Source organism: Brevundimonas sp. LF-1, assembly GCF_037055305.1.
Taxonomy (GTDB): Bacteria; Pseudomonadota; Alphaproteobacteria; order Caulobacterales; family Caulobacteraceae; genus Brevundimonas; species Brevundimonas sanguinis.
In genome coordinates this window covers 2213679-2238490 of sequence record NZ_CP146349.1, presented here as the reverse complement: position 1 = coordinate 2238490, position 24812 = coordinate 2213679, and the positions used below count along the sequence as shown (strand labels likewise).

The window sequence follows — 24812 nt, the reverse complement described above, 5'->3', positions numbered from 1 at the left end:
CTAGATGTAGCGCAACTCCTGCAGGTCGATCTCGCGGATCAGCTTGCGGGCCGTTTCTTCATCAATGAGCCGTTGGCGGCCGAGGCGGACCAGTTCCTCTCGCTCGGCGGCAAGCCCTGCCAGTCGAAGGCGGCGCTCGATGTCATCGGAGCGACGAGCCTGGACCACGGCGTCATCCTCCATGCTGGCGCGCATGTCGATGCGGTGCCGATAGACCTCCATGACCCGTGTAGCGGTTTCGGTGTAGAAGTCGGGGTCCGCCTTGCCCTCGGCCATTAAGTGCTGGGCGTCCTCGATGGCGCGGATGGCGGCCCAGGCGGCGGCGACACGAGAGCGGTTTTCCTCGGCCTCATGGTCATCCTCGGGCGGCAGTTGGACGCCCTTCAACAGGCGCGGCAGGGCGATGGTCGCCAGCACCAGCGAGACGATGATCACGCCCGCCGCCAGAAAGATGGCCAGGTTCCGCGCCGGCATCGGCGCCCGTCGCCCAGATACAAGGGCAAGGTCAGGATACCGGCCAGGGTGATCGCTCCGCGCACGCCCGCCAGAGACATGACCGCCACGAGCCTCAAACCGACCTTGGGCTGGGCGCGACGGCCCTTGCGGCGGAACAGGGTCAGCTTCAGCGAGGTCCACACCCAGACGAAGCGCAACGCCGCCAGGGCCGCGACAATGGCGAAGACGTAAACGGCCAGCCACCATAGCTCGCTGTGCTGGGTCGTGCGGATCACCTCGGCCGCGCGCGCCATAATGGAGGGCATTTGCTCGCCCAGGATGACGAAGATCAGGCCGTTGCCGACGAACTGGACCGTGTCCCACACCACGGCGCGGCGAATGCGGGTCGCGGCCAGGGCCGACCCCTGCCGCTCGGTGAAGCTCATGGTCACGCCCGCCGCCACCGCCGCCAGGATGCCCGAAGCATGGATGGTTTCCGCCGCCAGATAGGCCGCGAAGGGCATCAGCAGGCTGATCAGGATCTGGCCGCCGACATCCTCGCCCCAGCGGCGGCTGATGAAGGCCTTTACCAGCCCTATGGCCAGGGTGACGCCGATCCCGACCGCCACGCCCGCCAGAGCCAGCCAGGCGAAGGTCCCAAAAGCGCTGCTCAGGGAAAAGGCGCCGGTCGTCGCCGCGATCACGGCGATCCGCATGCAGGTCAGGCCGCTGGCGTCGTTCAGCAGCGATTCGCCTTCCAGGATGTGCATCAGCCGCTTGGGTATCGGCGCCCGCCCAGCGATGGCCTGGACCGCGATCGGGTCCGTCGGCGACAGGATGGCCGCCAGGGCGAAGGCCACGGCCAGGGGCATGGCCGGGATCATCCAGTGGATCAGAAAGCCCAGCCCCAGAACGGTGAAGACCACCAGCCCCAGCGCCAATTCCAGGATCACCACCCGGTCGCGGAACAGCGCCTCCTTGGGGATGCGCCAGCCGTCCACGAACAGCAGCGGCGGAAGGAACAGCAGGAAGAAGACGTCCGGCTTCAGATCGACCGACTCGCCGGTGATCATCACCACCCCGGCCCCCAGCGCGATCTGCACCAGAGGCAGGGCGATGCGCGTGATGCGAGCCACCCATCCCGACAGCACCACGGCCAGCAACAGGAAGAGGATGGTCTCGATCAGGTGCATGACGGGATCAGTCGATCACGTCCGGATACAGCCGTTCAAGTCGCCCTAGCGCGGCGGGGTGCAGTCGAACCGTCAGGTGGACCCGGCCGTCATCATCCGTCTCGCGCCCCGTCACCCGGCCGTTGGCGTAGAGCCACGCCAGCAGGTCGCCGCGATGCGGTTCGACCGTAAGCTGCGTCTCGGGGTCGTCGTCGATCAGGGCGGCGATGGTTTCGCGAAGCGCCTCGATCCCCTCGCCTGTCCACGCGGACACAGCCACCGCCGATCCCTCGCGCGCCAGACGTTCGGCCTGACCGACCACGGTTTCCCGCGTCTCGGGCTCCAGCAGGTCGATCTTGTTCCAGACCTCCAGGATGCGGCGCGCCTTGCCGTCGGGCGTCGGTATCTGCTCCAGCACCGTCTCGACGTCCTTGGCCTGGGCGGCGCTGTCGGGCGAGGCGATGTCGCGCACGTGCAGGATCAGGTCCGCCTCGCCCACCTCCTCCAACGTGGCGCGGAAGCTCTCGACCAGTTCGTGCGGCAGGTCGGAGACAAAGCCCACGGTGTCGGCGATGATGGCCGGACGCCCCTGCGGCAGGCGGATGGTGCGCTGGGTGGTGTCCAGGGTGGCGAACAGCAGGTCCTTGGCCATTACCTCGGCCCCGGTCAGCCGGTTGAATAGCGTGGACTTCCCCGCATTGGTGTAGCCAACCAGGGCGACAGACGGGAACGGGACCTGTTTGCGCGCCTTGCGGTGCAGGCCGCGCGTGCGCCGCACCTCTTCCAGTTCGGCCTTCAACCGGACGATGCGGTCGGCGATCATCCGCCGGTCCAGCTCGATCTGGGTTTCGCCGGGACCGCCGACGCCGCCCGTGCCGCCGCGTTGGCGCTCCAGGTGGGTCCAAGTGCGGACAAGGCGCGAGCGTTCGTATTCCAGCCGGGCCAGCTCGACCTGGAGGCGCCCTTCACGCGTGCGGGCGCGACGGCCGAAGATCTCGAGGATCAGTCCGGTTCGGTCGATGACCTTGATGTCCCAGAACCGTTCCAGGTTGCGCTGCTGCACCGGGTCAGCTGGTCGTCGACGACGACCGCCTCGGCGTCGGCCGCCAGGATCAGGGCCGCGATTTCTTCCAGCTTGCCTCGTCCGATCAGGGTGGCGGGCGTGACGGAGCGCAGGCGAACGATCTCCTGCGCTCGGACATCAAGATCCAGCGCCTGGGCCAGGCCCACGGCTTCTTCCAGGCGTTCGGAAGCATGGCGCGCATTGTCGCCGCGACGGTCGGGATGGATAACGACGGCCCGGATCAGCGGGACGGCGTGGTCAATGAGTTTGGAGGTCAATCAGTCTTCTTCGGCGTCGGGCTCGTACAACTGCACGGGCGCGGACGGCATGATGGTCGAGATGGCGTGCTTATACACCAGTTGCGACTGGCCGTCCCGACGCAGAAGCACACAGAAGTTGTCGAACCAGGTCACAATGCCCTGAAGCTTGACGCCGTTCACCAGGAAGATGGTCAGCGGAGTTTTCGTCTTGCGGACGCTGTTCAGGAAGGTGTCCTGAAGGTTCTGTCGTTTGTCTTGCGACATGGCAGGTTGATCCTGTTCTTGGTCTTTTTCATCGGCAGGGAGGCCGAGGCGGACGCGCCGCCCGCGTCAGCGACCTTAGCCACCCTCGCCGGTGCGGCAACGCCTTAAATGGCCTCGCGGCGCGCCTGTTCCAGATAAATCTCGCGCAGGCGGGTCGCCACCGGGCCGGGCTTGCCCTCGCCGATGCGGACCCCGTCCAGAGATACGATCGGCATGACGAAAGAACTGGCCGCCGTGACGAAGATTTCACGCGCGCGCTTGGCCTCTTCGACGCTGAAGGCGCGCTCTTCCAGTTCAATGCCCTCCGCCTCCACTAGCTTCAGAATCGCCGCGCGGGTGATGCCGCGCAGGATGTTGGCCTGAGTGTCGCGGGTCCGCAGCTTGCCGTTCTCGTCAACGATCCACGCGTTGGTCGAGGAGCCCTCGGTCACCATGCCCATTTCGTCGAACAGGATGGCCTCATAGGCCCCGCGCTCGCGAGCCGCCTGTTTGGCCAGGGCGTTGGGCAGCAGGCCGACGGTCTTGATGTCGCAACGGCCCCAGCGCATGTCCGGGTGGGTGACGCCGGCGGCCCCTGGCGGCCAGGGCTTCGCCCTTCTTCAGGTCAACAGACTTGGCGGTGACGATGACGCTGGGCGCTACATCCTTGGGGAAGGCGTGATCGCGCGGGGCGGTGCCGCGCGTGATCTGGATATAGACCAGGCCGTTGCGCACCCGGTTGCGGCGGATGGTTTCACGCAAGACGATGCCCAGAGACTGGGCCGACATGGGAATGTCGATGCGCAGCTCGGTCAGGCTGCGCGCCAACCGGCTCAGATGGCCCTCATAGTCAGCCAGCCTGCCGTCAAACACGGACCAGACCTCATAGACGCCGTCGGCGAACTGAAACCCGCGATCCTCGATGTGAACCACGGCCTGGCCGTGCGGCTGATAAACGCCGTTTACATAGGCGACCCTGGACATCAGGCGCCCTCTCCTTCTTCGTCTCCGCCGCGTGCGGGCGACACGCCCAGCGACTTAAGCTTGCGATGCAGCGCCGACCGCTCCATGCCGATGAAGGCGGCCGTGCGCGAGATATTGCCGCCAAAGCGCATGATCTGCGCCGAAAGATATTCCCGCTCGAACACCTCCCTGGCTTCACGCAGCGGCAGGGCGATGATGCGATCGGCGCTGAGCGAGGCGGGGCTGGCGGACGACGCCACCTCCTGCGGCAGCATGTCCGCCGTTATCGGCTCGTCCGCCGTCCCGGTCGCCAGGATCAGCAGGCGTTCGACATTGTTGCGCAGTTGCCGAACGTTGCCGGGCCAAGGATGGACCTGCAGGACAGCCAGAGCGTCATCGGCGATGCGGCGATGCGGCAGCCCCTGCGACGCCGACAGGTTATCGACGAAATACTCGACCAGTTCGCTGATATCCTCGCGACGTTCGGACAGCGGCGGGACGCGGATCGGCACCACGTTCAGGCGGTGGAACAGGTCCTCGCGGAAGCGCCCTTCGCTGATCTCCAGACGCAGATCGCGCGAGGTCGAGCTGATGACCCGCACGTCGACCTGAACATCCTGTTCGCCGCCGACGCGGCGGAACCGCTGCTCGACCAGAACACGCAGGATGCGGCTCTGGCTCTCGCGTGGCATGTCGGCCACGTCATCCAGGAACAGGGTGCCGTTATGCGCCTGTTCAAAGACGCCGATCTTGCGCGGGCGGCCGTCGCCGCCTTCTTCCCCGAACAGTTCGACGTCAAGGCGCTCGGGCGTCATGCCGGCGGCCGAGATCGCCACGAACTCGGCCCTGGCGCGCGGGCTGGCGTCGTGAATCTGGCGTGCGACCAGTTCCTTGCCCGAGCCCGGAGGCCCCGCGATCAGAATCGGCTGTTGGCGGGGGCCACCTTGGAGATGGTGCTGCGCAGCGCCTGCGCCGCCACCGACTTGCCGATCAGGCCGGTGGGCGTCAGCGTCTGGGCGCGCAGGCGACGGTTCTCGCGCTTCAGGGACGCCGCTTCCAGCGCCCGCTCGACCACCACCACAAGCCGGTCGGACTTGAACGGCTTTTCGATGAAGTCATAGGCGCCGCGCTTCAGGGCGCTGACCGCCGTTTCAATATTGCCGTGGCCCGAGATCATGACGACCGGCAGGTCCTCATCCAGTTCACGCACCACGTCCAGCAGTTCCAGGCCGTCCAGTCCGCCGCCCTGCATCCAGATGTCCAGGACCGCCAGCGAAGGCTTGCGCGCCTTGATGGCGGCCAGGGCTTCGTCGGAGTTGGCGGCCGTGCGGACCGCGTGGCCTTCGTCCTCCAGCAGGCCGGAAACCAGCTCGCGGATATCGGCTTCGTCGTCGACGACCAGAATGTCGGCACCGGTGCTTTTCATGACGCCTCTCTTACTCCGCCGTCCGCATCGCGCTGGACGCGCGAGCGACGGCCTTATGATCCTGGCTCAGGGGAAGGTCAGGCACACGCGCGCGCCTGACAAGGTTTCGGCGTCGGCCAGCTTCAGCTCTCCGCCGTGGTCTTCACAAATGCGCTTGACGATGGCCAGGCCCAGGCCCGTCCCCTTCTCGCGCGTCGTTACATAAGGTTCGGTCAGCCGGTCCCGATCCTTGGCGGGCAGGCCGACGCCGTCGTCCTCGATGACGAAGGAGGCGAAACCGTCCTCGACCGTCAGACGGGCGATGATGCCCAGACCGGGCTCCGTCACCCCGTCCCGCTCGCGCCGACCGGCCACCGCCTCGCCTGCGTTCTTCAGGATATTGGCGAGGGCCTGACGCACCATGCGACCGTCAGCCTGCATCACGACGTCCGGCAGGGGCTCGATCAGATCGACGCCGATATCCCCCGCTGCAACGCGCTGGGCGAACACCGCCTCGCGCAGCATTTCGGCCGGGTTCTCGCGTGAGAAACGAGGCGCGGGCATCCGCGCGAAGGACGAGAATTCGTCCACCATCCGTCCGATATCGCCGACCTGGCGGATGATGGTCTCGGTACAGCGATCGAAGACTTCGACATCCTCGCCGACCTGCTCGCGATAGCGGCGACGCAAGCGTTCGGCCGACAGCTGGATCGGGGTCAGCGGGTTCTTGATTTCATGGGCGATGCGCCGCGCCACATCGCGCCAGGCGGCGTTGCGCTGGGCCGTGACCAGACGCGTGATATCGTCGAAGGTCAGCACCATCTCGCCGCCCTGCCCGCCTTCGATCCGGACCCGCAGGCGCAGGGCATCGCCGTTGCGGTCGATGTCGATGTCTTCTTCGATATGGGCCTCGCCGCGCTCGGACAGTTCGCCCAGTTCCGGCGCCACCTCGGCCAGACGACGTCCCTGCACATGGTCGGCGTCCAGGCCCAGCAGGTGGCTGGCGCTGTCGTTGATAGCCGAGATGCGGCGCTTGCGGTCAAGGCCGATGACGCCTGCGCTGACGCCCGACAGCACGGTTTCAATGAACAGGCTTCGGGCCTGAGCTTCGTCCGAGGCGGTCTTCAAGGCGGCCTGCTGGGTCTTGATGTCCTGCGTCATGCGGTTGAACGCTTCGGACAGGACGATCAGCTCTGCCGGCGCCTCAGCATTATCGACCCTTGCGTCCAGATCGCCGCCGGCGACCTGATCCGCCGCCCGGACCAGTCGCCCGATCGGCGCCGAGATCGAACTGGCCGCCGACATGGCCAGCCACACCGCGCCGACCAGCACCAGCAGGGCCGTCTCGAGATAGCTAAGGGCGAAAGCCGCCTGGATGCGGGCGCGGCTTTCCTCGGCCTCGCGATAGGCGGTGATGGATTCCTCGCCGTTGCGCATCCGCTGGATCAGGCCCGGCGCCAGCGGGCGAACGACGTAGAGATAGGCGTCGCCATAGTCAGGCAGCGGATAGAGGGCGCGAACCGTGTCGGGGTTCTCCGTCACCGTGGTGGGGGCCACCTCGCCGCCCGCGACCGTCTCCAAGGCTTCGCGGGGCGGCGCGACATAGGGCGGGGCCCCGGGCCGCTCGCCGCTGGCCAGCACGCGGCCGTTCTCGTCGAGGATATAAAGCGCCGGATAGCCGAAGAAGTCGCCGATCTGAGCCAGGGCGCGGGAAAACTGGATACGGTTGTCGAACAGGCCCCGCACCCCGCCCAGTTCGGTGGACATGGTCTCCATGTCCGCCTCAAGCCCGCTGCCGACGTCGGCGACATAGGCGCGGCCGATCTCGGCCCCGTTCCTGACCGCCGACTGCACATTGGCGCTGAACCACTGATCGACGCCGCGGTTGACCAGGACCCCAAACACCAGGGCGATCAGCACGGCGGGCACGACCGAAACCAGCGAGAACAGGGTCACGAAGCGCAAATGCAGCCGCGCGCCGGGGTTGTAGCGATTGCGGAACAGACGCAGCACCCGACCGCCGATCACAAAGGCCAGCCCGAAGATCAGGACCAGATTGGCCAGCAAGATGAACAACACGGCCTGACTGGCCGCTGAGCGCGCATCTCCGCCGACGGTCGCGCCGGGCGCGATGGCGACCAGCCAGATCGCAGCCGCCGTGACGATGAAGGCGATCGCATAGGCTGTGCCGAACAGGGCGCGCGCCCGACCGCCAGCCAACCGCCCCCAGAGCGAAAGCTCCGAGTTGTGGTGATCAGCCGGGGCGGCGGGGTTCGACATCAAGCGATAGCTTCAACCACCTGTGGCTTATTTTCAACAGCCAAGTTGCGAGAATGCTTCACATCAAGCCACAGCGCCGTCAGCGCCTCCTCGACCTCCTCTGGCGTCTCCAGCCGGCAAAGACGCGCCTTGGCCGCTCGTCGCTCGGTTGGATCGGCCGGCCAGGGCGCCTGTTCGATGTACCAGCCCAGATGTTTGCGGAACATCTTCAGCCCCAGCGGCAGGCCGTAGAAGTCAGCCGACGCCCGCAGATGCCGGATGACGATCGCCAGCCGTTCTTCCCGATCCGGCTCGCGCAGTTGCGTCCCGTCGATCAGGGCGCGCTCCAGATGCGCGGCCAGCCACGGCCGCCCATAGACGCCTCGACCCAGCATCAGGGCGTCGGCGCCGGATCGCGCCAAGGCCTCGCGCGCCTGTTCAGCGGTGATAATGTCGCCGTTAACGATGACGGGAACGCCTACCGCCTGCTTCACCTCGGCTACCGCGTCCCAGTCGGCGATCCCGGTGTAGAACTGCTTGCGGGTGCGGCCGTGCACCGTCACCGCCGCCACGCCCAGCCCCTCGGCCCGACGCGCCAGATCGGCGGCGTTCAGACTGTTGTCGTCCCAGCCGAGCCGCATCTTGACCGTCACCGGCCGACTGACGGCTTGTACGACCGCCTCCATGATCCGCGCCGCCTGATCCGGCGTCCGCATCAGGGCCGAGCCGCAGGCTGCGCCGGTGACTTCCTTCGCCGGACAGCCGAAGTTCAGATCGATGATGTCGGCGCCGGCCTTCTGCGCCATACGCGCGCCCTCGGCCATCGCCTCGGCGTCGCCGCCGACCAGCTGGATCACCGTCAGCGGCAGACCCCCGCCGACGGCGGCGCGCCGCACCACGTCCGGCCGCGCGCGCGCCAGCTCAGCCGCCGCCACCATTTCGGTCGCCACATAAGAGGCGCCCAGTTGCGAGGCCAGCACCCGAAACGGCAGGTCGGTGATCCCGGTCATGGGCGCCATCAGCACCCGTCCGTCGATCCTTACGTCCCCAATTTGCAGGCCAGTCTTCATACGGCTCCCTTAGCACCGAAGGCGCCCCTCTCGTCAAGCGGAACCGGGACGCCTAGAAGGCCGTCATGGGATTCTCAGCGATTGTCGTCGCCGCCGGTTCGGGTTCGCGGGCCGGAGGCGCCAAGCAGTGGCGCGTCGTCGCCGGACGCCCGGTCGTGGCCTGGTCGGTCGAGGCTTTGCTGAAGGCCGGCGCGCGTGAGGTCGTGGTGGTGATCGCCGCCGACGCCGCGCCGATGGCCCAGACGGCTCTGGCAGCGCTATCCGGCTGGCGCGCCGTGCCCGGCGGCGCGACCCGTGCCGCCTCGGTTCAGGCCGGCCTGGCGGCGCTGACGGCGGACGACGCCGAGCCCGTGCTGATCCACGACGCCGCCAGGCCGTTCCTGAGCGCCGACATCATAAAGGCGCTGCTGCAGGGCCTTAAGGACGCCGACGGCGTCCTGCCCGCCCTTGCCGTCGCCGACAGCCTGCGTCGCGCCGAGGATGATTTCATTGTCGGCGGCGTCGATCGCGACAACCTCTGGCGCGCCCAGACGCCTCAGGCCTTCCGCCTGAAGACCATCCGCGACGCCTATGCCGCATGGCCGAACAATGAGACGGCGACCGACGAAGCCGCCGTGGTCGAGCGCGCCGGCGGCCGCGTCCGCTTGATCCCCGGCGATCCCCGCCTTTTGAAACTGACCTACCCTGAGGATTTCGCCATGGCCGAGGCGCTCGCCGCCCCCGCACCGTCGTTCGCATCGGACAGGGGTTCGATGTCCATCGCTGGGGACCGGGATCATCGGTCTGGCTGTGCGGGGTCGAGATACCACACGACCAGACCCTGATCGGCCATTCGGACGCCGATGCGGGCCTGCACGCCCTGACCGACGCTATTCTGGGCTCCATCGCCGACGGCGACATCGGCGACCATTTCCCGCCCAGCGACCCGCAATGGAAGGGCGCCGCCTCGGACCGTTTCCTGGTCTATGCGGCCGAGCGGGTGGCGGCGCGCGGAGGGCGCATCGTCAACGTGGACATCACCCTGATCTGCGAGCAGCCCAAGGTGAAGCCTCATCGACAGGCGATGCGCGAGCGCCTGGCGGATCTGCTGAACTTGCCGCTGGACGCCGTCAGCGTGAAAGCGACCACCAGCGAGGGCCTTGGTTTCACAGGACGCGGCGAAGGTCTGGCGGCCCAGGCCGCCGTCTCGGTCGAACTGCCCGGCTAAGGCTTGACGCGCGCCAGTCCGGCGGCGGCTCGCTCAAGCAGGGTCAGCGCCGTGTCGTCGGACCTCAACTGGGCCACCCCTACGTCCAGTTCCACGACGAATGGAGGGCGATCCTTGCCGGCGTCGAAGGCGGTGCAGGCGATGACGGCCGCGATCCGCTCAGCCGTGACGCGGGCCGAGGCTTCGTCGGCGGCGGGCAAGGCCAGTGCGAACGTCTCGCTCGACAGGCGCGCAGCGGTGTCCTCGACCCTCACCAGGCGCGACACCATGGCGCCGACCTGGGGCATGGCCTTCTCCAGCCAGCCGCCCGTCCGTAATTCGCCCAACTGCTGACTTCCCGCCACGCGCAGAACGCCCACAGACAAATGCCGCGAGCGCAGTCGGGCGCCGTCCGCCAATCGGCCCAGATGCGAGGCGAAGAGGTCGCGGCTGAACAGCCCCGTCGCCGCGTCCATAAGTTCGCTGCTACGCACCGCATCCAGCGCCCGGCGCAGTCCCTGCTGGCGGCGATGGTTGCGCGCCAGGGCGACAATGCGGGCTGCGGCGTCCTCTTCCGGCGTGGTCGGATCGGCGACGTCGGCGAACCCTCGCCGGTAAAGGTCGCCCAAGGCCTCGCCCGCCTCCTCGTCCCGCAGGTAGAGGGTCAGCGGGATATGATAGAGACGCGTGTTGCGGCGCATTCCCGCAGCGATCGCCAAGGCCGGCGCGTGAGAGCGATCGCCCCACAGCACGGCGCCGTCGAACTCGCGCTCATGCAGATAGTCAAACGCAGTATATGGCGTCGGCGCCGCCACCACCTCAGCCCCCAACGCCACCAGGGCGTTAGAAAGCGCCAGGAAGCGACGATCTGCAGCGCCGGCCGTCAGGATGTTCAGCGGCGCCGATTCCATGTCGGGCGCCGCCAGGTTGACGCCGTGCTGGCTGAACGTGGCCTGGCGCAGAACGAATTCTTCCTCCGCCACCGCCGCACGGGTCATCTGCTCCAGACGCATGGCCGCCTGAGCGGGGTGCGGAGCCTTGGACAGCGTCAGATCGCAGCCATTGAGACCGGCCCCGCTCGGCGCGCCCACGCCTAGAATGGTCAGATAGCGCGCGTCGGTCGCGGATCGCAGCCGCGCGATCGCCGAGGCGTCCAGCAGCGACGTATCCACCACGGCGGCGTCAATCGTCAGGTCGTCCAGCGCCAGGACAGCCGCATCGAGATCGCGCGCGGTGAGGGTTCGCCAACCCAGTTGATCCAGGCTTTCGCACAGAGGATCCAGGAGTCGTCAGCGCCGGCGACGACCAGCACGCGCGGATTGGGATGCAAGCAAGGATCTCCTGGCTTCGACCGGCCGCCCCCGCCGCCGTATCCGAGCCTTGGGGCATGATACCGGCGCAGCGGCCGCCCGCAATGGGCAAGGCGACATATCGCCGGGCGACGGATCAGGGGTTCCAACTTCATGCCGAATGGGGTTAATCCCCCCGCTTGTTCGACGACGAGGCCTTGGATTGACCCAGCCCTTACCGCTCGCGGACCTGCCCATGCACATGGCGCGCCTTGCAGGCCGCGCCTTCGCCAGAAGCTGGGGCCGGGACGTCATGCTCTATACCGGCGGGGTTTCCTTTTTCGCCCTGCTGGCCCTGTTCCCGGCCATCGCCATCCTGATCGGCTTCTACAAGGCCGTTCTGACGATAGGACAGGTGAGCGAGCAGGCGGCGGCGCTGGCGGATGTCATCCCCTCGGCCGCGCGCACCCTGTTCCTGAACGAGATCGACCGCCTGGCCAATACTTCGGCGCGGACCGTGTCGCTGCAGAGCGCGATCGCCCTGGTGATCGGCGCCTACGCCGCGCATCGGGGCTTCAAGGCCTTGCTGGCGGGGCTGAACCTGATCCACGACGAGACCAAGCCGCTGGGCTTTTTCAAGTTCAACCTGCTGGCCTTCCTGGTCGCGCTTGCGGCCTTCGTGCTGTTCACCGTGGTGTCGGGCGCCGTCGTCACCTCGCGCCTGATGGAGCACGCCTATGTCGACCAACCAGGCGGCTGGATGACCCTGCCGCTCGATGGCTTGTGGCCCGCTCTCGGGCTGTGGCTGGGGCTGACCATGCTCTATCGATACGCCATGGCGCACGCCAAGCGCGTCGCCTGGAAGGCCGCCGTCATCGGCGGCCTGGTCGCCACGGTCATGTCCAGCTTCTTCTCGTGGCTGTGCACCATCTACGTCGAGCAGATCGTGCATCTGGGCGCGACCTACGGCTCGGTCGGCGCCGTGGTGGTGCTGCTGATCTGGCTATCGTGGAACGTGAACGCCGTCTTCTATGGCGGCGCCTTCGCCACGGAACTGGAGATCGACTGGGAAAAACGCACCGCCCTGCCCCCGTCCGAGACCTATCCCGATACGGTTGTCAGCCTGTCCGAGCGTCGCCGCTCTCGACAGTGATCTGAAGCACGCCATCCGAATCTTCGATCCCAATGACCTGACCGCCCATTTCCTGCATCAGGAAGGGCACGTCGATCCGCGCCATAGGATCGGTCGCCAGCAACGTCCATTGCGCGCCCGCGCGGCCGCCTTCCATCGCCTTGCGTAGCCTCAGGCTGGGCACGGGACACTTGTGACCCCGCGCGTCGATGACGACCGGGTCGCTCATCGCGTCACGGCGTCCTGCAACAGGCCCAATGCCACGCGCACGCTTTCCAACCGCACCTGGTCGCGCCCAATGGCGCCGAAGCGCTTTTCAACATGGGCGACCGACCCGTCCGCCCGCGCTACGGCGAAGTGAACCAGACCGACCGGCTTGTCGTCCGAGCCCCCGCCTGGCCCGGCGATGCCAGTGACCGACACCGCGACCTGGGCCCGCGAGCGCGCCTTGGCTCCCTCGGCCATGGCCCGCGCCGTCGGTTCCGACACCGCCCCGAAACGCGCCAGCACGTCCTGCGGCACGCCCAGCATCTCCGTCTTGGCCTCGTTGCTGTAGGTGATGAAGCCCCGATCCACGACGGCCGAAGACCCAGCGATCGCCGTCAGGGCGCCCGTCACCAGCCCGCCGGTGCAGCTTTCGGCCGTAGAGATCATCAGACCGGCCTTGATCGCATGGCGGATCACGCCTTCAGCGGTCGCCTCGATATCCTGCGGCAACATGGGAATTCGCTCCATCCTCGAGTCGTCCTAGCCTCGACCTGCGGAATCACCCGCCCAAGGTCGAAAGCAGCGCATGACCGAACACGTCCTGTCCCCGGCGCATCGCAGGATCGACGCGATAACACCTGCCGCCTTCGCCGTCGCCATCTTCACCTCGGCCAGCCTGGTTTTCCTGGTTCAGCCGATGGCGACAAAGCTGGTGCTGCCGTTGCTGGGCGGATCGCCGTCGGTGTGGAACACCGCCATGGTCTTCTTCCAGGCGGCGCTGCTGGCGGGCTATCTCTACGCCCACCTGCTGCAACGGATACCGTCGGTCCGGTGGCAGGCCGTGACGCATCTGGCGCTGTTGACGGCGGCGGCCGTTTTCCTGCCGCTGAGCATTACTGAGGCGTTGGGGGATCCTGATCCAGCCGCCCCGATCGGCTGGCTGCTGGGAGGCTCTGTTGCTATCGGTCGGCGCGCCCTTCGCCATACTGTCAGCCACCGCGCCGCTGCTGCAGGCCTGGTATGCGCGCGCTCGCGTCAGTCGCCCCGACGGAGCCAACCCCTATGTGCTGTACGCCGCCTCCAACCTCGGCAGCTTTCTGGCGCTTCTGGCCTATCCGGTCCTGATCGAGCCGCTGGCGTCCCTGTCCGGGCAAAGGATCGGCTGGACGGTGGGATACGGCGTCTTCGCCGCCATGATCGTGGTGCTGGCGGTCCTCCTGCCGCGCGGTCTGGGCGCCGCGCGCACCGCCGCCTCGGACGAGCGTAGCCCGCCAATCCCCTGGACGCGCAAGATTATCCTGATCCTGCTGGCCGCTGCGCCCTCCAGCCTGATGCTGGGGGTGACTGCGCACCTTTCGACAGACGTGGCTTCGGCCCCCTTCCTGTGGGTCGCGCCGCTGGCGCTCTACCTGCTGACCTTCGTCATCGCCTTCCAGACGCGGCCGTGGATTCCTCTGTCCGTCAGCCTGATCCTGCAGGCGACCTTCACCGTGATGATCGGCGCCATGGTCGGCATGACGACAGGGCATTGGCTGATGCTGCTGGGGGCGCACCTGGCCGCCTTCTTCTTCACGACCCTGATGTGCCACCAGCAGTTGGCCGCCCGACGCCCGGCGCCGGACCGGCTGACCGAGTTCTACCTGTTGATGTCGCTGGGCGGGGTGCTGGGCGGGGCATTCACAGCCTTGCTGGCGCCGACGCTGTTCGAGACCGTGCTCGAATATCCGCTGGTCATGGTGCTGGTCTGTCTGGCGCGGCCGTGGCTGGGAGGACGTCCCGCCAAACATGAAGTCTGGCTGATGACGGCGGGCCTGACGATCGCCGTATCTGTACCGCTGCTGTTCGAGATGATGCGCTATGATGCATCGTTGCGCACAGTGTTCAGCGACTTCGGCCTGACTGCAACGGCGCAGATCATCCTCGGCGGCGCCGCCATCTGCGCCTTCCTGATCCGCGATCGCGTGCTGATGTTCACGGCTGTCGTCGCCGCCATGACGCTGTCGGCCCACTACATCGGCCGCGGTTACGACTGGAGCCTGTCCGAGCGCAGCTTCTTCGGCGTCATGCGTGTGGCGGTCACGCCGGACCCCAAGATGGGCGGCGACGTTCATGTGCTGATGCACGGCACGACCCTGCACGGAGCCCAGGCGCGCAACCCCGACTTCGCCTGCGCCCCGACCATGTACTATGCCGAGACCACGCCTCTCGGGCAGGCGGCCGAACTGATCCAGGCCCGCGGCCCGGCGCCGTTATCGGCGTGGTGGGTCAGGGCTCTGGCGCAATGGCGGCCTATAAGCGCGCCTCGGATCAGATGACCTTCTTCGAGATCGATCCGATGGTCGACCGGCTGTCGCGCGATCCGAAGTGGTTCACCTTCATCTCGAACTGCGCTCAAGGCCCGGTCCGCACCGTCCTGGGCGATGCGCGGTTGACGCTGAACAAGGAAGCTCGCCGCTCCTACGACCTGCTGGTCATCGACGCCTTCTCATCCGACGCGGTGCCGACCCATCTGCTGACGCGCGAGGCGATCGAGGGCTATCTCAAGCTGCTGAAGCCGACGGGCGTCGTGGTGCTGCACCTGTCCAATCGCAACCTGGAGATCACCCTGCCCGCCGTCGCCGCCGCGCGCGAACTCGGCGCCGCCGAACTGCACCAGATCTACATCGAGCACCCCGACGCCGCCCTGATGGCCGAAGCCTCGACCGAGGCCCTGGTCATCTCGCCTACGCCCGAAGGTCTGGCCGACTTCAAGGCCGACGGCCGCTGGCGCAAGCTGGAGCCGACCGAAGTGCGCCCCTGGACCGACGACTACGTCAATCTGTTCGGCGCCCTTGTGCGCAGCATGAGGGCGCGCCGGCTAGGCCGCGCCCGCCACCCGCGCCAGATCGGCGGTGATGCGCTCGGCGACCTTCAGACGGTCGTCGGGCGTGGGCCATTCGCCCTTCACCACGATCTTCTGGTCCGGCCGGATCTTCCAGAAGGCGTGGTTCTTCTGGATCAGACCCACCAAGCCCATCGGATTGGGGAAGGTGTTGTTGCGCAGCGTCAGCACCGCGCCCTTGGGCCCGATGTCGATCTTCTCGATGCAGGCCGTCCGGCAGTTGGCCTTGACGCCGACGATCCGCAGGAGTTGCTGCGCCTCGTCCGGCAGCGGGCCGAACCGGTCGATCAGCTCGGCCGCGAGCGCCTCGCGATCCTCCATATTCTCGGCGTCCGACAGGCGACGATAAAGGCTGAGGCGAAGGTTCAGGTCCGGGACGTAATCCTCTGGAATCAATACAGCCGCGCCGACATTGATCGAGGGCGACCAGCCGCGATCCGGCGCCGCCTCGCCCTGCTCGCGCAGTTCGGCGACGGCGTCTTCCAACATCTGCTGATACAGTTCGACGCCCACCTCGCGGATGTGGCCCGACTGTTCGTCGCCCAGCAGATTGCCGCCGCCGCGCTGGTCCAGATCGTGGCTGGCCAGTTGGAAGCCCGCGCCTAGGTTGTCCAGAGACTGCAGCACCTGCAGCCGCCGCTCGGCCGACAGGCTCAGCGGCTTGGTCGGATCGGTCGTCAGATAGGCGAAGGCCCGCGCCTTGGAACGGCCGATGCGGCCCCGGATCTGATGCAGTTGGGCCAGACCGAACATGTCAGCACGGTGCACGATCAGGGTGTTGGCCGTCGGAATGTCGATGCCGCTCTCGACGATGGTGGTCGAGACCAGCACGTCATACTCCCCGTCATAGAAGGCGCTCATCACCTCCTCCAGTTGGGTCGGGCTCATCTGGCCGTGGCCGACGACGAACTTCACCTCTGGCACCTGTTCGCGCAGGAATCGCTCGATGTCCGGCAGGTCCTTCAGGCGCGGCGCGACGTAATAGGCCTGGCCGCCGCGATACTTCTCGCGCAGCAGGGCCTCGCGCACCAGCACCGGATCCCATGGCGTGACATAGGTCCGCACCGCCAGACGGTCGACCGGCGGGGTGGCGATGATCGACATCTCGCGGATGCCCGACAGCGCCATCTGCAGGGTGCGTGGGATAGGTGTCGCCGTCAGGGTCAGCAGGTGAACATCGGCCCGCAAGGACTTCAGCTTCTCCTTGTGCTTCACGCCGAAGTGCTGCTCCTCGTCGACGATGACGAGGCCCAGATCCTTGAAGCCGACCTGATCGGCCAGCACCGCGTGGGTGCCGACGACGATCTCGAAGCTGCCGTCCTTCAGGCCCGCGCGCGTCTCATTCGCGTCCTTGGCCGTGACCATGCGCGACAGGTGGCGCACCTTGATCGGCCAACCGGCGAAGCGTTCGCTGAAGGTCTTGAAGTGCTGACGCGCCAGCAGCGTCGTCGGGCAGACGATAGCGACCTGTTGGCCCGTCATGGCCACGACGAAGGCGGCGCGAAGGGCGACCTCCGTCTTGCCGAAGCCGACGTCGCCGCAGATCAGACGATCCATCGGCGTGCCCTTGCCCAGGTCTTCCAGCACGTCGCCGATGGCGTTCAACTGGTCGTCCGTCTCTTCATAGGGGAAGCGGGCGCAGAACTCGTCGAACAAGCCGGCCGGCGGCGTGATGGCGTCGGATACGCGCAGCGCCCGCTTGGCGGCCAGGGCGATCAGCCCCTCGGCCATGGCGCGCAGGCGCTCCTTGGCCTTGGCCTTGCGCGCCTGCCAGCCCGCGCCGCCCAGACGGTCCAGCTGAACCCCTTCGGCGTCTGTGCCGTAGCGCGTCAGAAGGTCAATGTTTTCAACCGGCAGATAGAGCTTGCTCTCACCGGCGTAGAGGAGTTCCAGGCAATCGCGCGGCGCCTCTTGGATCTCCAGCGTGCGAAGGCCCTCGTAGCGGCCGATGCCGTGATCCAGGTGAACCACCAGATCGCCCGCCGTCAGGGCCGAGGCCTCGGCCAGGAAGTTCGACGCCCGCCGCTTGCGCTTAGGCCGCGCCAGGCGGTCGCCCAGAATGTCGGTCTCGGAGATGACGGCCAGGTCGTCGGTGACGAAGCCGTGCTCGACCGGCAGCACCGCGCGCAGATAGACGCCATCGGGCCACTTGCACATCGTCCCAGTCGCGCACCGCCACGACGTGCGTCAGGCCGTGATCGCCCAGCATGGCGGCCAGACGCTCGGCCGAGCCTTCGGACCACGAGGCGAACAGCACGCGCTTGCCCTGCCCCTTCAGCACCTCGGCGTGCTGGGCCACGGCGGCGAACAGGTTGACGCTGTCCTGCGACCGTTCGGCGGCGAAGCTGCGGCCCAGACGGCCGCCGGCGTCCTCGCCCGAACCGGCGGCCAGCGGCGACAGACGGCGCACGGCGCGACCGGCCAAGGCGCTGTTCCAGTCGCCTTCATCCAGATAAAGCCGCGCGGGCGGCAGGGCGCGATAGGCGGCCCCGCCCTTGCCGCGCGCCGCCTCCTTGCGCGCCTCATAGGCGTCGACGGTCAGGTTCCAGCGCTCTGCGCGCGCCTGTTCCGTCTGGCTGTCGAGGAAGACCGGCGCCGTGTCCGGCAGATAGTCGAACAGGGTATCCAGTCGGTCGTAGAACAGCGGCAACCAGTGCTCGACGCCCTGACGGCGCGCGCCCTCGCTGACGGCGGCGTACATCGGCTCGTCGCCCGGCGCGCCGAACAGGTTCAGATAGCCGCTGCGGAAACGCGAGATGGCGTCCGCGTCCAGCAGCACCTCGGACACCGGCGAGAGAGAAACCGCCTTCAACTGGCGCGTCGAGCGTTGGGTTTCGGGATCGAAGGCGCGGATCGATTCCAGCTCCGAGCCGAACATGTCGAGGCGCACCGGCTCCTCGAATCCCGGCGGGAAGACGTCGATCACCCCGCCGCGCACGGCATATTCGCCGCGCTCTGACACCGTGGAGGCGCGCACATAGCCGTTGGCCGAAACGTAGCGCTCCAGGGCGTCCGTATCGAGGTCGGCGCCGACCCTGGCCGCGAACCCGGCGCCGGTCACGGCGCTGCGCGGCGGCGTGCGCTGGGCGGCGGCGGCGACAGTGGCGACCACCAGCAGCGGCGTCCTGTCCGCCGGATCGCGCGTGGCCAGCCGGGTCAGCGTCGCCATCCGCTGAGCGGCGACCGAAGCCGTTGGGCTCAGCCGGTCGTACGGCAGGCAGTCCCACGACGGATATTCAAGAACTTCAACATCCTTGGCGAAAAAACGAAACGCCTGAATGAAGTTTCCCGTACGTTGATAATCGCGCGCCACGAACAAGGCGGTCCCGCCCTGCGCCTTGATGCGATCAGCGACGATCAGGGCGTCCAGTCCCTCAGGCGCGCCGCCCAGCTCCATATCGGCCCGCGCCGGCGCGCCGTCCATCAGCCGATGCCCTTGGCGACTTCGGCCGCGACGTGCTCGCGCATGAAGGCGCGGATGCGGGTGATCATCGGCCCGTCGAACTCAGGCGGGGTCGGTTCGCGCTCGATGATCCAGGCGTAGAGGTATTGATCCTCTTCATCCAGCAGGGTCTCGAGTTCGGTCAATTCGTCGTCGTTCAGCGTCGGCGCGACCTGATCGGTGAACGGCCCCAGCACCATGTCGGCCTCACGAAAGCCCCGGCGCCAGGCGCGGAAGGACAGGCGCCCCAGGCGCGTCTTGCGGTCGTCGGTGTTCTGGGCGTCCTCGGGACGTGCGTCGATATCGGCCACGCTGTTTCCTTGCCTGTCCGTTCACTTCGGTAAGAGGCGGATCAGATAGCGTTCCAGACGCCGCTGCGCCAGCTATGCTGCATCATCATGAGGCCCGAGATCTCTTTCCCCTGTTCGCGGACGTCACCACGCTGAAAGGCGTGGGCCGCGCAGCGCGCCCCTGGTGCAGAAGGTGGCGGGTCCGCTGGTGCGCGACGTGCTGTTCCTGTCGCCCAGCGGCGTGATCCAGCGGCGCCCCACCACGGCGATGGAGGCCGTCGACGGCGAGATCGGCGTCTTCGAGGTCGTGATCGATCGCCTGATTCCACCGCACAAGCCCGGCGCGCCGATAAGGGTGCGCGCCATCGACGAGACGGGCTTCATCCACCTGATCTGGTTCGCCGGGTCGCCGCGCCATATTGAGAGCCTCGCTCCGCGCGGGTCCCGGCGTCTCGTGACGGGCAAGGTCGAGCGCTTCAACAGCGAAGTTCAAATCGCCCACCCCGACTACATCCTGCCGGTCGAGAAGGCGGACGAGATTCCGCTGTCCGAACCCGTCTATCCGGCGACGCAAGGCCTGACCTCGCGCCAGATCGCAAGCTGGCGCAGGGCGCGCTCGCGCTCGCTCCTGAGTTGCCGGAATGGCAGGAGCCGAACTGGCTTGCGGCGCGGCGTTGGGTCGGCTGGCGCGCGGCGCTGGAGACCCTGCACGCCCCGACGAACGAGGCCGATCTGGCACCGGACGCCCCGGTGCGTCAGCGCCTGGCCTATGACGAACTGTTCGCGCACCAGTTGGCCTTGGCGCGCCGTCGTCGCGCCCGCCAGATCACGCCCGCCGCCCGCATCACGCCGGGCGAAGTCTCCGCCCGCCTGCTGGCCGCCCTGCCCTTCGCCCTGACCAGCGCACAGGAACAGGCCGTCACGGAAATTCGCGCCGATCTGGCTTCCGGCGAGCAGATGGGGCGGCTGCTGCAGGGCGATGTGGGTTCCGGCAAGACAGCCGTCGCTGCCCTGGCCCTGGCCGATGCGGCCTCCAGCGGCTTTCAGGCCGCCCTGATGGCGCCGACCGAGATTCTAGCGCGCCAGCACTACGACAAGCTGTCGCCGATGCTGGATCAGGCGGGCGTGTCCAGCCTGTTGCTGACCGGGCGCGACACCCCGGCCGAACGGCGCGGCAAGCTGGCCGCGCTCGCCTCCGGCGAGGCTCAGGTCGCCATCGGCACCCACGCCCTGTTCCAGGATGCGGTGCAGTTCCACCGGCTGGCGCTGGCCGTCATCGATGAACAGCACCGCTTCGGCGTGCGCGAGCGTCAGCGTTTGCAGGCCAAGGGCGACCCGCGCCTGGGCGGCGTCCACCTGCTGACCATGTCGGCGACGCCCATTCCCCGCACGCTGGAGCTGACGCAGTACGGCGAGCTGGAGGTAAGCCGCCTGATGGAGAAGCCGCCCGGCCGCACGCCTGTCACCACGGCCGTCCTGCCGCTCGCGCGTATCGGCGAGGTGGCCAAACGGCTGAAGTCGGCGGTCAAAGCCGGCGCTCAGGCCTACTGGATCTGTCCTCTGGTGGCCGAATCCGAAGCCATCGACCTAGCCGCCGCCGAGGATCGGGCCGAAGACCTGCGCAAACTGCTGGGAACGGAGGTCGGCCTGGCCCACGGCCAGATGCCGGGTGCCGAGCGCGAGGCGGTGATGGCGCAGTTCGCGGCGGGCCGCCTGCCCGTCCTCGTCGCCACGACCGTGGTCGAGGTCGGCGTCGACGTGCCCAACGCCTCCATCATGGTGATCGAACACGCCGACCGCTTCGGCTTGGCCCAGCTTCACCAGTTGCGCGGGCGCGTGGGGCGCGGCGCCAAGGCCAGTTCCTGCATCCTGCTCTATGGCGGCGAGGACGGCGCGCTGGGCGAAACGGCGAAGGAACGGCTGGAGACCCTGCGCCGCACCGAGGACGGCTTCGTCATCGCCGAGGAGGACTTCCGTCTGCGCGGCGGCGGCGACCCGCTGGGCCTGAAGCAGAGCGGCTTCCCGGCCTATCGCTTCGCCGATCCGATCCGGCACCGCTCCCTGCTGCTGGCGGCGGCCGATGACGCGCGCCTGCTGCTAGGCCGCGACCCCGAGCTGGCAAGCGAGCGCGGCCAGGCCGTGCGCCTGCTGGAAGCCCTGTTCGACTGGAAAAACGAACGCCCCTCAGCGGACTGAGGGGCGTCGAAAAACTCGGCGAAGCTCGAGCGATCAGCCCGCGCTGCGGGCGATGCGCTCGACTTCCTTGCGCACCTGGGCCTCGACGATGGCCGGCAAGTTGGCGTCCAGCCAGTCCTTCAACATCGGGCGCAACATCTCGCGGACCATGGCCTCGACCGTGTTGCCGCTCATGAAGGGCATGTCGCCCGTGGCGGCGACAGGCGCCGGTTCCGGCTTCTGGAAGCTGGCGGCCAGGCCGGCGAAGGCCGAGGCGGCGCTGGCGGCGGCGCTTTCGCCGACCAGGGCGTCCGTCTCAGGCGCGACGGCGGGCGCAGGCTCAGGTGCCACGACAGGGGCCTCGACCGGGAAAGGTGCTGCGTCCGCGACTACCAGATCGCCGATGGCCTCGGCGGCCGGTGCCTCATAAGGCTCCGTCAGCTCAAGAACGTCTTCCTCGGCGGCCGCGATCGGAGCGGGCTCGGGTTCGGGCGCAGGGGCAGGTTCCGGCTCGGGCGCAGCGGCGGTTTCCGCCGGGGCGTCGTCTTCAGAGATAATCCGGCGAATCGACGCCAGGATTTCTTCCATCGTGGGTTCCTGAGCGGAGTGGTCGGTCATGTCGGAGCCTTAAACCTCGGTGCTCGATCTCGGTGATCACCCGCTGAGCCGGAAAGGGCGCAGGGCGAACGGGCGCGGCCGATACAGACTCGCCTCGCCCCTGCCCTGTCGTCGCATCAACCTCGGCCGGAATCAACGGACGTTTTCGTCCGTCCGCGCGGGCGAGGCCTCAGCCTTGCGGCGCCGTGCGAACGACCTCGCCCTTCAACTGGCGGTCGACTGGCGCGTCTTCGGCGTCAGCAGCGGGCGTCACAGCCGGCGCAGCGACCCGGTCCAGCGTCTCCAGCAGGCCGTCCCACGGCAGAGCGCCGCGATTGCGGATGGCGTTGTAGTTGTCAGCCGGATCATAGGCGTCGATGGCCGGATCCAGATTGGGGCCGCCCAACCGCCCCATCGCCGCCAGCAACTGAGCCTGAGCCACATATTCATTGCGGCGCGCGCTGGCCAGGGCGACCTCGGCGCTACGCAGTTCCAGTTCGGCGTTCAGCACGTCCAGAGTGGTGCGCAGGCCGACCTGCGCTTCCTGGCGCACGCCCTCAGCGGCGACCGACGCGGCGCGGACGGCCTCCTGACCGGCGGCGACGCTGGACCTCGCCGAGGCGCTTTGAGCATAGGCCGAGCTGACCGCTTGCAGCACGGTGCGGCGCTGGCCCTCGACGTTGATCTGGGCGGCGTTGGCGCGCTCAAGAGCCTGCGCGACGCGCGACCGGTTCAGCCCGCCCGTGAACAGCGGCACCGAGACCGAAGCCCCGGCGGTGAAGCTGGTGCGGTCCGTCAGGTCAAAGCCGGACAGGTCGTTGGCCGCACCGCCGTAGGAGGCCGTCAGGCGCGCCGAAGGCAGATATTCCGATCGCGCGGCGGCCACGTTCGCCTCAGCCGCCTGCTGGGCGTAGAGGGCGGCCAGAACGCCGGGGTTTTCAGCCAGGCCCACATCCATCGCCGCATCGAAATCCGACGGCAGACCCGGCAGGATCGGCAAGGCCTGAAGGTTGGACGGCGCTTGCCCCACCACAGCGGCGTAGGCCGCGCGCGAGACGGATAACTGCGCCTGAGCGCCGGCCAGGTCGGATTCGGATTGCGCCAGACGGGCTTCTGACTGAGCCACGTCGGTGCGGGTGATCTCGCCCACTTCAAAACGGGCGTTCGATTCGTCTAGCTGGCGACGCAGGACCTGCAGGTTCTCCTGGCGGATACGCAGGATCTCCAGATCGCGCACGACATCGGCATAGGCCTGGACGACCGAAGTCATCACCTGCTGCTCGACCTGACGCAGGTTTTCGCGGCCCGCCATGACGTTGGCCTCCGCAGCCGAAATGCCGTGCGACACCCGGCCCGCCGTCCAGATGTTCTGGCTCAGACTGACGCTGGCGCTGGCGCCGTCGCTTTCGATCGTGCCGCCGCTGGTGGTGGTGCTGCCCGGCAGCGTGCCCGTGGCGTCCGGCACGCCGTCGCCGTTAGTATCGATCGGGATGGTCTGGCCGGGAATGGTCGTCGTCACGCGATCCGTGCGGGTGCGGCTGTAATCCACGCCCGCAGAGGCGTTGATGGTCGGCCGCAGCCCGGCGCGCGCCTGAACAATGGATTCGTCCAGGGCGCGTTGATTGGCGCGTTGGGCCAGCAGGGACGGATTGGTCCGATAGGCCAGACCGATCGCTTCCTGAAGCGACTCGGCCAGAACCGGCGTCGCCCCCATCGTCAATGCGACCAGAGCGACCGAAGCGAGCGCGCGCGAGCGTTTCAACATGAACCTGTCCCTGCCTGACGCCCCCCGTTCGGCGCGCCTGTAGTGCCTTCTAACGGCGTAGTTGGCGGCTAGCCTCGCCCGACGCCAGTTAAGTTTTTCACGCAGCGCGATGCCTGTTCCGTCGCGAAGCAGGCGTTAAAGCGCAAACGCCGGCGCCGGCGTCATTTCCGGCAGCAGGTCAGGCGCCGCATCGAACAGTTCGCGGCGTGACACGCCTTCACGGCCGCGCACATAAAGAACCGCCGCGCCGCTGGCGCCGTCGCGCTCCACCACGGCCAGACGGCCGCCAGGACGCAGGGCCGCGATCCAGGAATCGGGACGCTCGATCACCGCGCCTTCGCTGACGATCAGGTCATAACCTTCACCCTGCGGCTGGCTCAGCGGCGCGACCGCCGTCTCGACGCCGGCCTCGGCCAGGGCCGCGCCGACCACGTCGAACACGGCCGCATCTGATTCCTGAGCCGTCACCTGCAGGCCCATCTGCGCCAGCACGGCGGCGGCATAGGGGGCGGCGATGGCCAGCGCCTTCTCGCCCGAACGGGCGTCCAGCCCCTGCAGCAGCTTGGCCACATCGCGGGGCAGCATCAGGCGGCGACCGTTCACGATCTCCGGCTCGACGTCGGCATAGGCCGAGAAGGCGCGGTCAGGGGCGCAGAATCGCTCGCGCTGCACAGCGCCGATGGCGGCGTGCAGTTGGCGGTCGGTGACGTCGTTCACGCGGACTTGCGAGTCCAGCATCACCTTGCGGGCGGCGGCGAAATCCATAATCCGAAGTCCTTCAGGTCGGCTTAGGCGAAGAAATGTGACGCGCTTATAGGTCCGTGCGTTGCAGCGGACAATCCGATCTGATAGCTGACGGCCCTCGCGATGGCGGGGCCTCTGGAAACGGGGGCCACGGCCTGATGGCGGAGTGGTGACGCAGAGGACTGCAAATCCTTGCACCCGGGTTCGATTCCCGGTCAGGCCTCCATCGCGATG

The 24812-nt window shown here is 67.7% G+C and carries 18 protein-coding genes, 1 tRNA gene and 6 pseudogenes; 6 read left to right on the top strand and 19 right to left on the bottom strand.

Annotation, left to right across the window (positions count from 1 at the left end):
* The 8 genes and pseudogenes from V8F63_RS12365 to dusB all read right to left on the bottom strand — a co-directional run bounded on the left by V8F63_RS12365 (position 1) and on the right by dusB (position 8870).
* The gene (locus V8F63_RS12365; RefSeq protein WP_392353423.1) at positions 1 to 474 is read right to left on the bottom strand and encodes a hypothetical protein; all 474 of its coding nucleotides are present in this window, start codon (positions 472 to 474) and stop codon (positions 1 to 3) included.
* On the bottom strand, positions 432 to 1628 hold the full coding sequence (locus V8F63_RS12360) for a Na+/H+ antiporter (RefSeq protein WP_392353422.1): 1197 nt from the start codon (positions 1626 to 1628) through the stop codon (positions 432 to 434). The genes V8F63_RS12365 and V8F63_RS12360 overlap by 43 nt, the downstream gene beginning before the upstream one ends.
* A gap of 7 nt (positions 1629 to 1635) precedes the next feature.
* Positions 1636 to 2948: pseudogene (gene hflX / locus V8F63_RS12355) on the bottom strand (GTPase HflX).
* Complete coding sequence (hfq, locus tag V8F63_RS12350; protein ID WP_003164861.1) at positions 2949 to 3194, bottom strand: RNA chaperone Hfq; 246 nt, start codon at positions 3192 to 3194, stop codon at positions 2949 to 2951.
* Positions 3195 to 3298: 104 nt separating this feature from the next.
* Positions 3299 to 4157 (bottom strand): annotated as a pseudogene (locus V8F63_RS12345) (D-amino-acid transaminase).
* Positions 4157 to 5562 (bottom strand): annotated as a pseudogene (locus V8F63_RS12340) (sigma-54 dependent transcriptional regulator). Before V8F63_RS12340 ends, V8F63_RS12345 begins: the two co-directional pseudogenes overlap by 1 nt.
* 66 nt (positions 5563 to 5628) lie before the next feature.
* Positions 5629 to 7821: a PAS domain-containing sensor histidine kinase gene (locus tag V8F63_RS12335; protein WP_392355091.1), complete on the bottom strand. Its 2193-nt coding sequence runs from the start codon at positions 7819 to 7821 to the stop codon at positions 5629 to 5631.
* Entirely contained in the window at positions 7821 to 8870 is a 1050-nt protein-coding gene (dusB, locus tag V8F63_RS12330; protein ID WP_134580722.1) for a tRNA dihydrouridine synthase DusB, read from the bottom strand. The genes V8F63_RS12335 and dusB overlap by 1 nt, the downstream gene beginning before the upstream one ends.
* A 65-nt stretch (positions 8871 to 8935) precedes the next feature.
* Here dusB and V8F63_RS12325 point away from each other — a divergent pair.
* A pseudogene (locus tag V8F63_RS12325) lies at positions 8936 to 10077 on the top strand (bifunctional 2-C-methyl-D-erythritol 4-phosphate cytidylyltransferase/2-C-methyl-D-erythritol 2,4-cyclodiphosphate synthase).
* On the opposite strand, the gene V8F63_RS12320 reads toward V8F63_RS12325, so the two are convergent.
* The gene (locus tag V8F63_RS12320) at positions 10074 to 11231 is read right to left on the bottom strand and encodes a diguanylate cyclase (protein ID WP_392353419.1); all 1158 of its coding nucleotides are present in this window, start codon (positions 11229 to 11231) and stop codon (positions 10074 to 10076) included. The pseudogene V8F63_RS12325 and the gene V8F63_RS12320 overlap by 4 nt on opposite strands.
* Positions 11232 to 11568: 337 nt before the next feature.
* Between V8F63_RS12320 and V8F63_RS12315 the strand changes: the two genes are divergently transcribed.
* The gene (locus V8F63_RS12315; protein ID WP_253121604.1) at positions 11569 to 12498 is read left to right on the top strand and encodes a YihY/virulence factor BrkB family protein; all 930 of its coding nucleotides are present in this window, start codon (positions 11569 to 11571) and stop codon (positions 12496 to 12498) included.
* Here V8F63_RS12315 and V8F63_RS12310 read toward each other — a convergent pair.
* Genes V8F63_RS12310 through V8F63_RS12300 form a run of 3 tightly spaced genes read right to left on the bottom strand, consistent with a single transcriptional unit; the run spans position 12464 to position 13669 of the window.
* Entirely contained in the window at positions 12464 to 12706 is a 243-nt protein-coding gene (locus tag V8F63_RS12310; RefSeq protein WP_392353416.1) for a sulfurtransferase TusA family protein, read from the bottom strand. The two genes, V8F63_RS12315 and V8F63_RS12310, sit on opposite strands and share 35 nt — an antisense overlap.
* The gene (locus V8F63_RS12305) at positions 12703 to 13197 is read right to left on the bottom strand and encodes a CinA family protein (RefSeq protein ID WP_392353414.1); all 495 of its coding nucleotides are present in this window, start codon (positions 13195 to 13197) and stop codon (positions 12703 to 12705) included. The genes V8F63_RS12310 and V8F63_RS12305 overlap by 4 nt, the downstream gene beginning before the upstream one ends.
* 46 nt (positions 13198 to 13243) lie before the next feature.
* Positions 13244 to 13669 carry a hypothetical protein gene (locus V8F63_RS12300; protein ID WP_392353413.1) on the bottom strand — a complete coding sequence of 142 codons (426 nt, stop codon included), beginning with the start codon at positions 13667 to 13669 and terminating at the stop codon, positions 13244 to 13246.
* Between V8F63_RS12300 and V8F63_RS12295 the strand changes: the two genes are divergently transcribed.
* Both V8F63_RS12295 and V8F63_RS12290 read left to right on the top strand, forming a co-directional pair.
* Positions 13641 to 14999, top strand: a complete 1359-nt coding sequence (locus tag V8F63_RS12295) for a hypothetical protein (protein ID WP_392353412.1) — start codon at positions 13641 to 13643, stop codon at positions 14997 to 14999. The genes V8F63_RS12300 and V8F63_RS12295 overlap by 29 nt on opposite strands.
* Positions 14966 to 15217 (top strand): annotated as a pseudogene (locus V8F63_RS12290) (fused MFS/spermidine synthase); the annotation flags it as partial. The gene V8F63_RS12295 and the pseudogene V8F63_RS12290, both read left to right, overlap by 34 nt.
* Here V8F63_RS12290 and V8F63_RS12285 read toward each other — a convergent pair.
* The 4 genes from V8F63_RS12285 to V8F63_RS12270 form a co-directional block, all read right to left on the bottom strand.
* Entirely contained in the window at positions 15170 to 15355 is a 186-nt protein-coding gene (locus V8F63_RS12285; protein WP_392353410.1) for a hypothetical protein, read from the bottom strand. The pseudogene V8F63_RS12290 and the gene V8F63_RS12285 overlap by 48 nt on opposite strands.
* A gap of 186 nt (positions 15356 to 15541) precedes the next feature.
* Entirely contained in the window at positions 15542 to 17686 is a 2145-nt protein-coding gene (gene mfd / locus V8F63_RS12280; RefSeq protein WP_392355090.1) for a transcription-repair coupling factor, read from the bottom strand.
* Positions 17598 to 18989: a hypothetical protein gene (locus tag V8F63_RS12275; protein ID WP_392353409.1), complete on the bottom strand. Its 1392-nt coding sequence runs from the start codon at positions 18987 to 18989 to the stop codon at positions 17598 to 17600. Before V8F63_RS12275 ends, mfd begins: the two co-directional genes overlap by 89 nt.
* Entirely contained in the window at positions 18989 to 19318 is a 330-nt protein-coding gene (locus V8F63_RS12270) for a succinate dehydrogenase assembly factor 2 (RefSeq protein ID WP_392353407.1), read from the bottom strand. Before V8F63_RS12270 ends, V8F63_RS12275 begins: the two co-directional genes overlap by 1 nt.
* 74 nt (positions 19319 to 19392) lie before the next feature.
* Between V8F63_RS12270 and recG the strand changes: the two are divergent.
* Positions 19393 to 21493 (top strand): annotated as a pseudogene (gene recG, locus V8F63_RS12265) (ATP-dependent DNA helicase RecG).
* Positions 21494 to 21526: 33 nt separating this feature from the next.
* On the opposite strand, the gene V8F63_RS12260 reads toward recG, so the two are convergent.
* From V8F63_RS12260 to V8F63_RS12250, 3 genes are all read right to left on the bottom strand, one after another.
* Positions 21527 to 22090, bottom strand: coding sequence for a DUF2497 domain-containing protein (locus tag V8F63_RS12260; protein WP_392353405.1), 564 nt, complete (start codon positions 22088 to 22090; stop codon positions 21527 to 21529).
* Positions 22091 to 22259: 169 nt separating this feature from the next.
* Positions 22260 to 23834, bottom strand: coding sequence for a TolC family outer membrane protein (locus tag V8F63_RS12255; RefSeq protein ID WP_392353403.1), 1575 nt, complete (start codon positions 23832 to 23834; stop codon positions 22260 to 22262).
* A 135-nt stretch (positions 23835 to 23969) separates the two neighbouring features.
* On the bottom strand, positions 23970 to 24599 hold the full coding sequence (locus V8F63_RS12250; protein ID WP_278068905.1) for a protein-L-isoaspartate O-methyltransferase: 630 nt from the start codon (positions 24597 to 24599) through the stop codon (positions 23970 to 23972).
* A 131-nt stretch (positions 24600 to 24730) separates the two neighbouring features.
* Here V8F63_RS12250 and V8F63_RS12245 point away from each other — a divergent pair.
* Positions 24731 to 24804 (top strand) — tRNA-Cys (locus tag V8F63_RS12245).
* Positions 24805 to 24812 lie beyond the last annotated feature (8 nt).